General features: G+C 57.3%; 12 protein-coding genes. All 12 read left to right on the top strand.

The features are described from left to right. Positions 1-7 precede the first annotated feature (7 nt). The 12 genes from ACTQ34_RS09980 (at position 8) to ACTQ34_RS09925 (ending at position 13,728) form a co-directional block, all read left to right on the top strand. On the top strand, positions 8-1,561 hold the full coding sequence (locus tag ACTQ34_RS09980) for a sensor histidine kinase (protein ID WP_441363683.1): 1,554 nt from the start codon (positions 8-10) through the stop codon (positions 1,559-1,561). Next, entirely contained in the window at positions 1,558-2,493 is a 936-nt protein-coding gene (locus ACTQ34_RS09975) for a DUF1385 domain-containing protein (RefSeq protein ID WP_441363682.1), read from the top strand. The genes ACTQ34_RS09980 and ACTQ34_RS09975 overlap by 4 nt, the downstream gene beginning before the upstream one ends. 252 nt (positions 2,494-2,745) lie before the next feature. Then, the gene (prmC, locus tag ACTQ34_RS09970; RefSeq protein ID WP_441363681.1) at positions 2,746-3,624 is read left to right on the top strand and encodes a peptide chain release factor N(5)-glutamine methyltransferase; all 879 of its coding nucleotides are present in this window, start codon (positions 2,746-2,748) and stop codon (positions 3,622-3,624) included. A 138-nt stretch (positions 3,625-3,762) separates the two neighbouring features. Next, positions 3,763-4,926 carry a recombinase RecA gene (gene recA / locus ACTQ34_RS09965; RefSeq protein WP_441363680.1) on the top strand — a complete coding sequence of 388 codons (1,164 nt, stop codon included), beginning with the start codon at positions 3,763-3,765 and terminating at the stop codon, positions 4,924-4,926. Beyond that, the gene (locus tag ACTQ34_RS09960; protein WP_441363679.1) at positions 4,923-5,393 is read left to right on the top strand and encodes a regulatory protein RecX; all 471 of its coding nucleotides are present in this window, start codon (positions 4,923-4,925) and stop codon (positions 5,391-5,393) included. Before recA ends, ACTQ34_RS09960 begins: the two co-directional genes overlap by 4 nt. A gap of 136 nt (positions 5,394-5,529) precedes the next feature. Further along, a complete protein-coding gene (gene pepF, locus ACTQ34_RS09955; RefSeq protein ID WP_441363678.1) occupies positions 5,530-7,329 on the top strand; it encodes an oligoendopeptidase F in 1,800 nt (599 codons plus the stop codon). A 54-nt stretch (positions 7,330-7,383) separates the two neighbouring features. Continuing rightward, positions 7,384-8,715, top strand: coding sequence for a 30S ribosomal protein S12 methylthiotransferase RimO (gene rimO / locus ACTQ34_RS09950; protein ID WP_441363677.1), 1,332 nt, complete (start codon positions 7,384-7,386; stop codon positions 8,713-8,715). Positions 8,716-8,717: 2 nt separating this feature from the next. Then, the gene (pgsA, locus tag ACTQ34_RS09945) at positions 8,718-9,392 is read left to right on the top strand and encodes a CDP-diacylglycerol--glycerol-3-phosphate 3-phosphatidyltransferase (RefSeq protein ID WP_441363676.1); all 675 of its coding nucleotides are present in this window, start codon (positions 8,718-8,720) and stop codon (positions 9,390-9,392) included. A 98-nt stretch (positions 9,393-9,490) separates the two neighbouring features. Continuing rightward, positions 9,491-10,258, top strand: coding sequence for a dihydroorotate dehydrogenase electron transfer subunit (locus ACTQ34_RS09940; protein WP_441363675.1), 768 nt, complete (start codon positions 9,491-9,493; stop codon positions 10,256-10,258). After that, entirely contained in the window at positions 10,258-11,166 is a 909-nt protein-coding gene (locus tag ACTQ34_RS09935) for a dihydroorotate dehydrogenase (RefSeq protein WP_441363674.1), read from the top strand. The genes ACTQ34_RS09940 and ACTQ34_RS09935 overlap by 1 nt, the downstream gene beginning before the upstream one ends. Positions 11,167-11,169: 3 nt before the next feature. Beyond that, complete coding sequence (locus ACTQ34_RS09930; protein ID WP_441363673.1) at positions 11,170-12,330, top strand: GNAT family N-acetyltransferase; 1,161 nt, start codon at positions 11,170-11,172, stop codon at positions 12,328-12,330. A 111-nt stretch (positions 12,331-12,441) separates the two neighbouring features. After that, positions 12,442-13,728, top strand: coding sequence for a helix-turn-helix domain-containing protein (locus ACTQ34_RS09925; protein WP_441363672.1), 1,287 nt, complete (start codon positions 12,442-12,444; stop codon positions 13,726-13,728). Positions 13,729-13,874: the final 146 nt, after the last annotated feature.

Here is a 13,874-nt window from a genome sequence, read left to right as displayed (position 1 = left end):
CCCTGTTATGAATTATCACAAACAAAAGAAAAAGCCTGAAGTGCCGCCGCAGCCGGCCGTGCCCAAGGTGCTGCACTCTCCGGGCGGCATCAAGGGACGATGGATGATGAACTCACTGTCGTTCGTGCTTGTTATCCTCGCGGTCGTGATGATCCTGATATCCGTCGGCATATCGGGCTATTATTATGCGACTGTGCGGGATAATCTGGTATCCCGCGCGACCACCGCAGCGGATACCTTCCGCAAATACTTCACCGATACGTACGACCAGTTTTATACGCAGGCGGAATCGACCGTGACGACCTTTCAGGAGCAGGATAAGCTGGAGCAGCAGTTTCTGGACTCGACCGGCCGCATTCTGCTTTCCACCTCAGGTCTGTCGGGCGGCGGCATGGCCTCGACGGAGGATGCTACGCAGGCGCTTGCGACACAAAAGGTTGCAATTTACACCGGCCGTGACCCGCTTTCGGACGAACGGGTGATGAGCGTGACCGCGCCGCTGCTGTCTGCGCGAGGCGATCTGATCGGCGGGGTGCGCTTTATCACCTCGCTGCGCATCGTCGAGCGACAGATCTGGATTATCATCGGTATTGCGCTGCTGGCCTGCTTTATTTTCCTGATGCTGGTGGTTGCGTCCAACACCTATTTTGTCAAATCAATTGTCGATCCGGTGCTCAAAATCAACACCATTGCCAAGGAAATTGCAGCCGGCCGATATGGCGTGCGATTGCAAAAAACCTATGATGATGAAATTGGCGAGTTATGCGATACAATTAACTATATGTCGGACGAAATCAGCCGTGCCGAGCGCATGAAAAACGATTTTATTTCCTCAGTGTCGCACGAACTGCGCACGCCCCTGACCGCGATTGGCGGCTGGAGCGAAACGCTGCTCGCCGGCGGCGGTGAGGACCCGGAAGAGGTCATGCAGGGCCTGACCATCATTCAGAAGGAGTCCAACCGTCTGACACGCATGGTCGAAGAGCTGCTGGACTTTGCACGCATCGAGTCCGGTCGTATGAAGCTGGAGGTTGAGCTGTTTGACCTGTCGATTGAGCTGTACGAAGCGGTTTACATGTATGAAAATCTGCTGCACAAGAGCGGAATCAAACTCAATTATGATGAGGACGTAGACGCCAACTATTATATCAACGGCGACCGTCACCGTATGAAGCAGGTATTTCTCAACATTCTGGATAACGCCGCGAAGTACGGTGGCGACGGCAAGAAAATCGATATCACCCTGCAGCGAGACGGCGGCAAGGTGGTCACAAGCGTGCGCGATTACGGTCAGGGCATTCCGGAAGCCGAGCTGCCGTTCGTCAAGGAGAAATTCTATAAAGGTTCGTCCAAGCAGCGCGGCAGCGGCATCGGCCTTGCCGTGACGGATGAAATTGTATCGCTGCACGGCGGTACGCTGGATATCGCGTCTACGCTGGGCGCAGGCACGACTGTGACCGTCACGCTGCCCGCCGCCGAGGCCGAAGAAGCGCTCGGTATTACGGGTGCAATTCCGAAAGTTCCGGATAATCCCTACACCCCCGAAGGAGATAACCCATGACAACGCAAAAGAAAACCACCATCGGCGGTCAGGCCATCATTGAGGGCATCGTCATGAAAGGCCCGAAAAAGACCTGTACGGTTGTGCGCCGCGCCAACGGTGAACTGGTGACAAAAGAAGAGGACGCGCATCAGCCGTCCGCACTGTGGAAAAAGCCGGTCTTTCGCGGCGCTTACGGCCTGTTCATGGCCATGAAGGACGGCATTCAGGCCATCAACTATTCCGCATCCTTTTTTGAGGATGAGGAGGTTGATGTACCGCCTTCCAAGTTTGAACTGTGGGTGGAAAGCAAGTTCGGCTCGGAAGGGTTGGATAAATTTATTCTCGGTATCTCAACCATCATCGGCATCGCGCTGCCGGTTGCGCTTTTCCTGCTGCTGCCCAGCTTTCTCGGCGGCTTTGTGCCGGAAAGCTGGGGGGTACTTGCCCGCAATGTGCTGGAAGGCATTGTGCGCGTCATTATCTTTTTGATTTTCATGTGGTCGGTATCGCACATGAAGGATATTCGCCGCACCTTTGAGTACCACGGCGCGGAACATAAAACGATTTTTTGCTACGAGGCGGGCGAGGAGCTGACGGTGGAGAACGTGCGCCGTCAGAAAAAGTACCATCCCCGCTGCGGCACGAGCTTTATGTTTGTGCTGATTATTATTGCGACCATTGTTTCGTCTATCGTGTTTTCCATTATTGACATCACCAATCCGTTTCTGCGTATGCTGGCGCATCTGATTCTGCTGCCGTTGGTGGTTGGCATCAGCTATGAGTTTAACCGCTATGCAGGGCGGTCGGAGAGTCTGGTATCGCGCGCATTGCGCTGGCCCGGCCTGATGATTCAGCATCTGACCGTGTTTGAGCCGGATGACTCCATGATTGAGGTTGCCATCACCGGCATGAAAGCGGTGATTCCGGATGACGGGTCGGATAACTGGTAAAGATGCGTTACCCAAACGATAGAAACGATGCGGCTGTGCGCCGCAGGCACACAAGAGGGGAGACACCAAAGGTTTCTCCCCTCTTGTGAATCACCCCTTTTTTCTCAAGGGCGCGCTGCGCGCAAAGCAGAATTCCTATTTTCGGCTGGCCCCCCATTTCGCAGGATCAGAACAACCTGCACGGTTGCCACCCCAGAGGGGAGGGGTGCAATTTTATCCTGCGCGTCATTTCACAAAAAGAGGTGAATCTGATTGACCAAAACGATAAACGATGTCTATATGGAGTTGTTTCATCGTCTCAAAGAGGCGGATGACCCGCAGCCGTCGCTGTCTGCGCGCGAGTTGACCGCTTATGCCTGTAAGGCTGACAAGAATAAAACGGGCGAATGGGGACACCTTTACCTGGATGATGCGACAGTGGATTACGCGCATTTACTGTGTGATAAGTGTCTGGACGGCGAACCGCTGGCCTATATCCTCGGCGAATGGGATTTTTACGGTCTGACCTTTCTGGTGGATAAAAACGTCCTCATTCCGCGCGCGGATACAGAGCCGCTGTGCGAGATGGTGATCGAGCAGGCAAAGAAAAAAGTTTCGCCCCGCATTCTCGATCTATGCTGCGGTTCGGGCTGCATCGGCATCGCCGCTGCGCACACGGTAAAGGATGCGCATGTTGCGGCTGTGGATAATTCCGAAGGCGCGCTGCGCATTACGCGGGAAAACGCGCGGCGGCTGGGAGTACAAAACAGATTTATCGCGCTCAATGCAGATGTGCGGTTCCGTCCACCGGTCAACATGGGACAATATGATATTATCGTGTCCAACCCGCCCTATGTGACCCGTGCGGAAATGCGTGAGCTGGACAGAAGCGTATATCACTACGAGCCGCACGAGGCATTATACGGCGGTGTGGACGGTCTGGATTTTTATCGATCGATCTGTTCCAAATGGGGTTCGCTGCTGGTCCCCGGCGGCATAATCCTGTTTGAGTGCGGCTGGCAGCAGGCGACTGACGTTGCGGCCATTCTGGAGGAAAACCATTTTGCCGGCATCGGCATCACGGAGGATTTGGCTGGTGTGCCGCGCATTGTCTATGGCTACAATACGGAAATCAATGATCCATTGGAATAAACGAATGCTATGCCCATCCTATTGGTGGGCATTTTTTCTGCAAAAATAAAACGAACAAATATTCGATTTTTCTTGCTTTTGTTTTTTGGCACTGCTATAATAAGAGCAGGAATTTTTGAAACGTGCAGGAGGCTTTTCATGGCTACCAAGAAACAGTTGGAACCGGTCGCGCCAGCGGCCGATAAAAAGAAGGCGCTGGAGGCCGCGCTCGGGCAGATCGAAAAGCAGTTCGGCAAAGGCTCGGTTATGCGCCTGGGTGAAAACGCCGGTATGAATATTGACCATATCCCGACCGGCTCAATCGGACTGGATCTCGCGCTGGGTATCGGCGGCCTGCCGCGCGGCCGTATTGTGGAGATTTACGGGCCGGAATCCTCCGGTAAAACCACGGTTGCACTGCATTGCGTGGCTGAGGCACAGAAGATGGGCGGTACCGCCGCGTTTATCGACGCGGAGCATGCGCTCGACCCGGTCTATGCACAGGCGTTGGGCGTGGATATTGACAGTCTGCTGGTTTCTCAGCCGGATACCGGTGAGCAGGGTCTGGACATTGCGGAAGCGCTCGTGCGTTCGGGCGCAATTGATATTGTGGTCATCGACTCGGTTGCCGCGCTCACCCCGCGCGCCGAAATTGAGGGCGAAATGGGCGACTCGTTTGTCGGCCTGCACGCCCGCATGATGAGTCAGGCGATGCGCAAGCTGGCCGGTTCGATTTCCAAGTCCAACTGCGTTGCTATTTTTATCAACCAGCTGCGTGAAAAGGTCGGCGTAATTTACGGCAGTCCGGAAGTTACAACCGGCGGCCGCGCGCTCAAGTTCTATGCATCCGTGCGTCTGGATGTGCGCCGCATGGAGCACCTGAAGAACGGCACCGAGATGATTGGCAGCCATACGCGCGTTAAGGTGGTTAAAAACAAGGTCGCGCCCCCGTTCAAGGAGGCCGAGTTTGACATTATGTATGGCGAGGGTATTTCGCGTACCAGTGAACTGGTCGATTTGGGTGTCAAATATGGCATCGTTAACAAGTCGGGCGCATGGTTCTCGATGGGCGAAACCCGTCTGGGTCAGGGCCGCGACGCAGCCAAGCAGTATTTTAAGGATCATCCGGATATTGCGGACGATGTGCAGAAGCAGATCATGGAAAAAGTGGAGGAGGAGCGCCGCAGTGCGCATCAGGCAATGACAGCTAAGCCGGGTACGCCGGTCGCCGCACCGGCAGCCAAGCCCGCAGCATCCAAAGCCAGCTCGTCCAAGGCGGTTTCGATCGACGCGGATGATTTTGACGACCTCGACGAAGAATGAGTGAGGATAAGTACCGCGCGGCGCTGGATGCCGCTGCCAAGCAGCTGTCCTACCGCGCGCTGAGCGCCAAAGGCTTGCGCGATAAGCTGCTGGACAAGGGCCACGACGAAGAAGCCGCAGACTATGCGCTCGCGTGGCTGACCGAGCGGCATTTGCTGGATGATACGGCCTATGCGGAAAGCGTCGTGCGCAGCTGTGCCCGCAAGGGATATGGTGAAATGCGCATCCGGCAGGAGCTGACGCGCCGCGGGGTCGAACGCGAGACGGCGGAAAACGCGCTCGCAGGCTTTTCGCCCGACCGCGCGCAGTTGGTTGCGTTGCTGGATAAGCGCCTGCGCGGCGACGTGTCCGACCGCAAGGAGATTGACAAAGCAGTTGCTTTTTTGCAGCGGCGCGGCTTTTCGTGGCAGGACATCCGCGACGCCCTCGCGGAATACGGTCAGAGCATTCCGGATACGTTTGAATAAAAAGAAGCGTGCAAAGCACGCTTCTTTTGTATTTTTCGGAAAAACCGCCGATTTTACCGCGCTTTGCTTGCATACGTCATGCAGTTGGGGTATCATAATAGAGTATTGAAATTCACATTGGAAAGGAAGTATTTCCATGGAAACCATGCAGATTCCCGCCCGCGCGGACGTGGCCGCGCAGGACAAATGGGCGATTCACGATTTGTTTGCAACCGATGATGATTGGCGTGCGGCGCTTGCTGCGGCCAAGGAATTTATTCCCCGTGTCAGTGCGTTCTGCGGCCGACTGGGTGAGAGCGCCGAGACGCTGCTGGATTATCTGCGGCTGGACGATGAAATCAGTCTTGCGTTCGATGCGCTGGTGCATTATGCGCAGCGCAAAAGCGATGAGGACACCCGCGTTGCGGCCTATCAAGAGATGGTCAGCCAGGTGACGCGGCTGGCAGTTGAATTGCAGTCGGCGGCGGCGTTCCAGACGCCCGAGCTGCTCGCCATTCCGGACGAGACGCTCGAGGGCTTCTACCAAACCGCTCCGGAGCTGGAGCTGTACCGCAAGAATATTGACCGCGTGCGCCGCCGCAAGGAGCATGTGCTGTCGGATAAGGAAGAGGCGCTGCTCGCCGCCGCGGGCGAAATGGCCGCCGCGCCTGACGATGTATTCTCCATGCTGAACGATGCCGACCTCAAGTTTCCGGATGCTGTGGATAAGGACGGAAAGAAGCATCCTGTCACGCACGGCACCTATATCCCGCTGATGCAGTCCTATGACCGCATGCTGCGCAAATCGGCGTTTGACTCGCTTTACTCGGTTTATGGTCAGTTCCGCAACACGGCAGCCGCCATTCTGTCCGCGCAGATGAAGCAGCTGCTGTTCTTCTCGAACGCCCGCAAATACCCCTCAACGCTTGCTGCCGCGCTGGACGGCACCGAGGTCGACCCGCAGATTTACCATAACCTCATCGACGCAGTGCATCGTTCGTTTGCGCCGATGTACCGCTATGTTGCACTGCGCCGTCGTGCGCTCGGCGTGGACGCACTGCACATGTACGACCTGTATGTGCCGGTGGTCGAGGGCGTGGAGATGAAATTCACCTTTGAGCAGGCAAAGGAAATTGCGCTCAAAGCGCTTGCGCCGCTCGGCGAGGACTATCTGAACCTGCTGCGCGAGGGTTTCAGTAATGGCTGGATTGACGTATACGAAAATGAAGGCAAGCGCTCGGGCGCGTATTCCGCGGGTGCGCGCGTGCATCCCTATGTGCTTTTGAACTTCAAGGGTACGCTCGACGACGTGTTCACACTGGTGCATGAGATGGGTCACGCGATTCACTCCTATCTGTCTAACAAGCATCAGCCGACCGCTTATCAGGATTATGTGATTTTCGTCGCCGAGGTCGCCTCGACCTGCAACGAAGCGCTGCTGATGGAGTATCTGCTGTCGGTCACCGAAGATAAAAAGCAGCGCGCCTATCTTATCAACCATTTCCTCGAGCAGTTCCGCGGCACGCTGTACCGTCAGACCATGTTCGCGGAGTTTGAGCTGCGCGTCAACGAAATGACGCAGCGCGGTGAAGGAACGACGGCCGAGGCGTTGTGCGCGCTGTACAAGGATTTGAATGTGCAGTATTTCGGGCCGGACATGGTGGTCGATGACGAGATTGCGCTCGAGTGGGCGCGCATTCCGCACTTTTACTATGATTACTATGTCTACCAGTACGCCACGGGCTACGCCGCGGCGATTGCGCTGTCGCGCCGCATTCTGCGCGAGGGCGAAAGCGCGGTGCGCGACTATCTGGGATTCCTGTCGGGCGGCTGCTCGGCCGACCCGATTACACTCCTGCGCGGCGCGGGCGTCGATATGGCAAGCCCCGCCCCGATTGAGGACGCAACCAAACTGTTTGATACGCTTATCGGCGAGATGGAAGTGCTTCTCGCGTGACAAATATACAAATATCCTGTATAATAAGGTGAATTATCAGAGAGGAGAGATTCAATGCCGAAAATCGGATTGGTCTCGCTCGGCTGCGCCAAAAATCTGGTGGACAGCGAGCATATGCTGGCCCTGCTGCGCGCAGCGGGCTGGGAAATTACCGAGGATATGGCTGAGGCCGACGTGGGTGTGGTCAACACCTGCGGTTTTATCGAAGCGGCCAAGAGCGAGGCCATCGAGACGATTCTCGAAACCGCGCAGTATAAGCAGACCGGCAACATGAAAGGTCTGGTTGTCACGGGCTGTCTGGTGCAGCGCTATGCGCAGGAAATGCAGAAGGAGCTGCCGGAAATTGACGCCATCTGTGGTACAGGCAGCTATGAAAACATTGTGGACGCGGCAAATGCTGCGCTCGGCGGCCAAAAGGCCGCGTACATGGCGGATATGGCGTCGGCGGCGCTTGAGGGCGATCGCAGCCGTCTGACCCCATCCTATACCGCTTACTTCAAGATTGCGGAAGGCTGCTCCAATCGCTGTGGCTACTGCATCATCCCCAAGCTGCGCGGGCCGTATCGTTCGCGTGAAATGGGGGCTTTGCTGGAAGAAGCACGGGAATTGTCGGATGCCGGGGTGAAGGAGCTTATTGTTATTGCCCAGGACATCACCAAGTATGGTATGGACCTGCCCGAGCATAAGCGTTTGCTGCCCGAACTGCTGCGGCAGCTTTGTGAGCTGAATTTCACTTGGATACGTCTGCATTACCTGTACCCCGACCAGATTACCGACGAGCTGATTGACGTGATTGCGTCCGAGCCGAAAATCGTCAACTATCTGGACATCCCACTGCAGCATGTAGCAAAGCGCATTCTGCGCGCAATGCACCGTCCGGGCGACGGCGAAGAGTTCGCCGCGCTTATTAAAAAGCTGCGTGCGCGTATTCCGGGTCTGGTGCTGCGCACCAGCCTGATTGTCGGCCTGCCGGGAGAAACCGAGGAAGAGTTTGCCGAGCTGTGCAGCTTTTTGCAGGAGACGCAGATTGAGCGCGTCGGCGTGTTTGAGTTTTCGCCCGAAGAGGGAACGGAAGCCGCCGAGCTGCCCGACCAGATTGACGCAGAGACCAAGGCCAACCGCCGCCTGATTGTGGAGGAATTGCAGTCGGGTGTGCTCGACGACTACAACACCGCGCGTCACGGTGAAGTGATGGACGTTTTGTGCGAGGGCTGGGATGACGAGCAGCAGCTCTGGTACGGCCGCACCTATGCCGACTCGGTTGAGGTCGACGGGCATGTGTATTTTGAAAGCGACGACGCGCCCGAAGCGGGCATGTTTGTTCCGGTGCGCATCACCGAAAGCCTTGGGCCTGACCTGCTCGGTGTCCGGCAGAAGGGGGAATAAAAATGACAACAGCCAATAAAATTACGCTCACGCGCATCGCGATGATTCCGTTTTTCCTGTATTTCGCGTCGCAGCCGATGTTTATCTATGATGAAGTGACAACCTCACAGACCTATGTGCCGACCTTTATATTCCCGACGGCGACGGTGGTGGCGCTGGTTCTGTTCTGCGTGGCGAGTTTTACGGATTTTCTGGACGGCTATGTCGCCCGCAAGTATAATCAGGTGACCGACTTCGGCAAGTTTGTCGACCCGCTGGCAGACAAGCTGCTCGTATCCTCGGCGCTCATCCTGTTCGCCGAGCAGGGCGCAATCGCGGGCTGGATGGTGTGCGTTATCCTTGCACGCGAACTGATTATTACCTCGCTGCGCGTGGTCGCGGCGAACAAGGGCCGCGTGCTTGCCGCAACGTGGACGGGCAAGGTCAAAACCTGCGTCCAGATCGGCGGTGTTATTCTAATTTACCTGTATTACATCGCGCTTCCCAGCATTGGGTTGCGTAACCCCATTTGGCTTATGCCGCCGCAGTATACACAGCAGATACCCGAATCCATGCAGACCATTAGTCTGATTGCCGTTATCGGCTGGGTGGTTACGTTGGTGACAATTTACTCCGGCTGGGACTACCTGCGCAAGAATTGGGATATCATCAAGGATGGCGCAGTCAAGCAAAAGTAATGTAAGAAAAAGGACAGGCTTGCCTGTCCTTTTTTTGTTCCCTTTTGCGCAAAATTCCTGTACAATAGAAGCAGTAATGACTGAAAGGGGAAAGAGGTATGTCGATTCAGGAAATCTGCCGGGTCGTGGAATGTGCGCGGCTGGGCGAAGGCTTATATTCCATCACCATGCACGCGTCCGCCATCTGTGAACAGACGCAGGTAGGCCAGTTTGTGCATATCGCGTGCGGCGAGGGCAATCTGCTGCGCCGTCCGATTTCGATTTGCGACTGGCAGGATGGCAATTTGCGCATCGTGTTTCAGGTCAAGGGTGAGGGCACCAAGTGGCTCGCCGCCCGTAAAGCGGGGGACGAGCTGGACGTGCTTGGGCCGCTCGGCCATGGGTTCGACACCGCTGCACTCGGCGCAAAGCCCATCTTCATCGGTGGCGGCATTGGCGTGCCGCCTATGCTCGCATGCGTGAAAAAAGCGGCGGGAGAAGGTGCGCAGCCGCGCGCAGTTCTCGGCTTCCGGAACAAGGACGCGGTGATTCTCGAGGACGATTTTAAGGCCGTCTGCGAAGCGTTTGTCACGACCGATGACGGCTCGTATGCGCGGCATGGCTTTGTCACCGACGTACTGAAGGAGCTGGTGGGGGATGCGACCGGTGTGGCCGCCTGCGGCCCCAAGCCGATGCTCAAAGCCATCGCCGCCATCGCGGACGAGGCGGGCCTGCCCTGTCAGGTCTCGATGGAGGAGCGCATGGGTTGCGGCATCGGCGCGTGTCTGGTGTGCGCGTGTGCGCTCAAGGCGGAGAACGGTGAAACCCGATACGGTCACGTCTGCAAGGACGGGCCGGTGTTTGACGCAAAGGAGGTCGAGTGGTAATGGCGGATTTGAGAGTCAATTTCTGCGGCGTAGAGCTGAAAAACCCCATCACGACCGCGTCCGGCACGTTCGGCTTCGGTCACGAGTACGGCGAGTTTTTTGATTTGTCCTTGCTTGGCGGCGTGGGCGTCAAGGGTCTGACGCCGACCGAGCGCCTCGGCAACCCCGCGCCCCGCATCGCGGAAACTCCGGCGGGCATTTTGAACTGCGTGGGCCTGCAAAATCCGGGCATCGACCGCTTCATTGAGGAACAAATCCCGTTTTTGCGACAGTACGACACCGCAATTATTGCGAATGTGTCGGGCAACACGGTCGAAGAATACGAGGGCATGGTCGAGAAGATTTCGGATGCGGACGTGGACCTCATCGAAATGAATATCTCCTGCCCGAACGTGAAGTGCGGCGGCATGGCGTTCGGCACGCGGCCGGATATGGTCGAGGAAGTTGTGTCGGCGGCCAAGAAAAAGGCAAAAAAGCCGCTGATTGTCAAGCTCAGCCCCAACGTGACCGATATCACCGAGATTGCGCGCGCGGCCGAAGCCGCAGGTGCGGACGCGCTGAGCCTTATCAACACGCTGCTGGGTATGCGCATCAATATTGAGACGCGCAAGCCGATTCTGTCCAATATCATGGGCGGACTGTCCGGCCCGGCGGTGTTCCCGGTTGCGGTGCGCATGGTCTATCAGGTGCGCAAGGCGGTTTCCGTGCCGATTCTCGGTATGGGCGGCATCCGCACGGGCAAGGATATCGTGGAAATGCTGCTCGCGGGCGCGGATGCAATTGCAATGGGTACGGTTATGTTCGCCGACCCAATGGCACCCGTCAAAGCGCTGCGCAAGTTGGAAGAATGGATGGACGCGCACGGCGTGAAGTCGGTTTCCGAGCTGTCCGGCGCGGTGGAGGTCTAAAGCATGACCACGGTTTACCTCATCCGTCACGCCGAGGCTGAGGGCAACGTCTATCGCCGCTGCCACGGGCAGTACGACAGTCTGCTCACGCCCCGCGCGTATCAGCAGCTGCCGTATCTGGCGAAGCGGTTTGAGAAAGTACCGCTCGACGCGGTCTATGCGTCCGACCTGTTCCGCGCGCGCACGACTGCCAAAGCGGTCGCCGCGCCGCATCACTTGAATGTGGAAATCCGTCCGGTGCTGCGCGAAATCGATATGGGCGACTGGGAGGATATCCCGTGGGCCGAGCTGCCGCGCATCTGGCCGGAAGAATATGCAGTCTGGCGCGCGCGCCCGTGGGACGCGGTGCCGCCGCACGGCGAGAGCGTCATGCAGGCCGGCCGGCGCATGCTGGATGGCGTGCGTCGACTGGTGGCCGAAAATGACGGCAAATCCTTTGCGGTTGTGACGCATGGCTCGGCGATTCGCGGCGCGCTCACGATTGCGCACGGCTTCGCGCCCGAGCAGATGGGAGAAATCGGCTGGGGCGACAACACCTGCGTTGCAAAATTCGAGTTTGATGGGGAAGGGAATATTGACGTGGTGTATGAAAATGATGCTTCCCATCTGCCGCAGGAGCTGTCCACCTTTGCCTCCATCGGCTGGACGGATAACAAGGGCGTGCCGAGCACGCCGCAAATTTGGTTTCGCCGTGCCGACCCGATGGATGAAGGGGACGCGGCAAAAATCGTCGCGTTCATGCGTGAGCTGCATCAAAACGCCTACGGCACGGACGCGGGGCTGGACCCCGCCGTCTTGCTTGCAGATGTGACGCGCGCGCAGCGCGTGTCGCCGCGCTCGTGCTGCTTCGGCTGTCTGGAGGACGGCACGCCCGTGTCGCTTGTCTACCTCAAAACGTGGTATGATGACGAGCCGGACGTGGGACTGGTCGGCGGCTTCTGCATCGACAAAGCATATCGCGGCTGCGGCCTGAGCGGGCAGATTCTCGGGCAGGCCATCAGCGTGTACCGCGCGCTCGGCAAGGATTACTTATGTGCGCATGTTGCGTCGGAGAACGCGCGCGCACAGGGCTTTTATCATAAATTCGCGTTTGAGCAGCGCGGCGAATATCGGGACGAAAACGGATTGCATTATTGCATGTTCAAGCGGATTTGCATTGATTGACGCATTTTGGAAGGGCATTCTACCGCTGGTAGAGCGCCCTTCTTCCGTCTGTCGGTTGCCGCGCGGGGCGCATTCTGCTATGCTGAAAGCAGGAAAAGGGAGGTGGAGCATATGGATGCAAGGAATACAGGGGCACTCATCGCCGCGCGCCGCAAGGCGCTGGGGATGACCCAGAAGCAGCTGGCGGAACGGCTGCTGATTTCGGATAAGGCGGTCAGTAAATGGGAGAACGGCGCGAGCTATCCGGAGGTGACGCTGCTGCCGCCGCTGGTGCAGATTTTGGGGCTGACGGTCGACGAACTGCTGGCGGGAGAAGTACACGGGGAGCAGAAGCAGGAGTCAGAACAAACAGATGCAGCCGACACGCCGGAGGACGGCGGCAGCCCGCAGGAAAAACCCGGCGCGCCGCCGCTCGAGGACTTTCTCACGCCGCAGCAGTACCTTGCCGACCGACAGGGCAGCACGGATGATAAAATGCTGCTCGCGGCGGTGGTGTGCATCCTCGCGGCGATGTACTGCGGCAGCCTGTTCGGGCAGGCGGCAGTGCTGCGCAATCTGGTGATTGTGCTAATCGTCTATGTGGCGTTTCGCGTGTGGCACAGCAAACAGTGCGACCGCTTTGCCGCGCTCGGCATGGATACAGCCGTCAGTTGCCGTCGTGTGCGCATGGCTGACCGGCTGTTCGGCATCGTGTGGGTGTTTGAATTGCTGGTGTGGTGGCTGGTCAAACGGCTCAGCTGGCTGTTACTTGACTATGAGGCTGCCAAAATCGGTCGCTATTATATTGTATTCAGTGCAGGGGATGTAAACATCAACAGCCATCAACCTTGGCTGCTGTTCTACGCGATGGCATCCGTGCCGCTGTTCTTCGCATTGGTCGGAGTATTCTCGTTAGCCTACCGGCGTATGAAGTCGGAAACGCGCTTCCGTCCGCTTGCGGTGGCGCTGCCGCTGCTGCCCTACCTGATTGGTGCGGGCGTAATTGGCTGGAATCGCGCACAGACTGCACTCTCACAAATGCCTCAATTTGGAGAACCGCAGCCGACCATCGTCGAGGGAGAGGCAATGGGGCGGGCAATCGATGCGGCAGGGCGAAGCACCTTGCTCGGTGTCATCCTTGCAATAGTGGTTCTGGCCGCAGCGGTGCTGGTGCTGTGGCGTGTGACGCACGGCCGTGTGCCGTTCGTCAGTGCAGTCATGCTGGCGGTGTATGCGGTTATTTGGCTGCCGACCAATGCACTATGGCTGGATATCGGCTACGAGGAATTTGCGCTGCAACCGTACGCGGTAGAAGATATCACCATCCAGCTGGGCGGGCTGATTACGCTGCTGGCATTGACGGCGCTCTGTGCAGGCATTGCGCTGTTTGCGGGCAGTATGCGGCGGAAAAGAACATAAATAAACAGAAAAAAGGCTTGGAACCAGAGTTCCAAGCCTCAGTCTGTCGAGAAACCCGGCCTATGCGTCAGGCATAAGCCGGGTTTCTGGCGTATAAAGGCCAAAAAAGTACAAACATGAATGGAGAAGACTTCTCCTTCCACAAC

It is taken from the genome of Agathobaculum sp. LCP25S3_E8, from assembly GCF_052117165.1.
Lineage (GTDB): Bacteria > Bacillota > Clostridia > Oscillospirales > Butyricicoccaceae > Agathobaculum.
Note: the sequence above shows the minus strand (reverse complement) of the source record. Positions and strands in the feature narration are given on the sequence as shown.

What these genes read in the sequence shown, in the direction of transcription:
- ACTQ34_RS09980 (WP_441363683.1), top strand. Translation starts at nt 8, where the DNA reads ATGAATTATCACAAACAAAAGAAAAAGCCTGAAGTGCCGCCGCAGCCG.
- ACTQ34_RS09975 (WP_441363682.1), top strand. Translation starts at nt 1,558, where the DNA reads ATGACAACGCAAAAGAAAACCACCATCGGCGGTCAGGCCATCATTGAG.
- recA (WP_441363680.1), top strand. Translation starts at nt 3,763, where the DNA reads ATGGCTACCAAGAAACAGTTGGAACCGGTCGCGCCAGCGGCCGATAAA.
- ACTQ34_RS09960 (WP_441363679.1), top strand. Translation starts at nt 4,923, where the DNA reads ATGAGTGAGGATAAGTACCGCGCGGCGCTGGATGCCGCTGCCAAGCAG.
- pepF (WP_441363678.1), top strand. Translation starts at nt 5,530, where the DNA reads ATGGAAACCATGCAGATTCCCGCCCGCGCGGACGTGGCCGCGCAGGAC.
- rimO (WP_441363677.1), top strand. Translation starts at nt 7,384, where the DNA reads ATGCCGAAAATCGGATTGGTCTCGCTCGGCTGCGCCAAAAATCTGGTG.
- pgsA (WP_441363676.1), top strand. Translation starts at nt 8,718, where the DNA reads ATGACAACAGCCAATAAAATTACGCTCACGCGCATCGCGATGATTCCG.
- ACTQ34_RS09940 (WP_441363675.1), top strand. Translation starts at nt 9,491, where the DNA reads ATGTCGATTCAGGAAATCTGCCGGGTCGTGGAATGTGCGCGGCTGGGC.
- ACTQ34_RS09935 (WP_441363674.1), top strand. Translation starts at nt 10,258, where the DNA reads ATGGCGGATTTGAGAGTCAATTTCTGCGGCGTAGAGCTGAAAAACCCC.
- ACTQ34_RS09930 (WP_441363673.1), top strand. Translation starts at nt 11,170, where the DNA reads ATGACCACGGTTTACCTCATCCGTCACGCCGAGGCTGAGGGCAACGTC.
- ACTQ34_RS09925 (WP_441363672.1), top strand. Translation starts at nt 12,442, where the DNA reads ATGGATGCAAGGAATACAGGGGCACTCATCGCCGCGCGCCGCAAGGCG.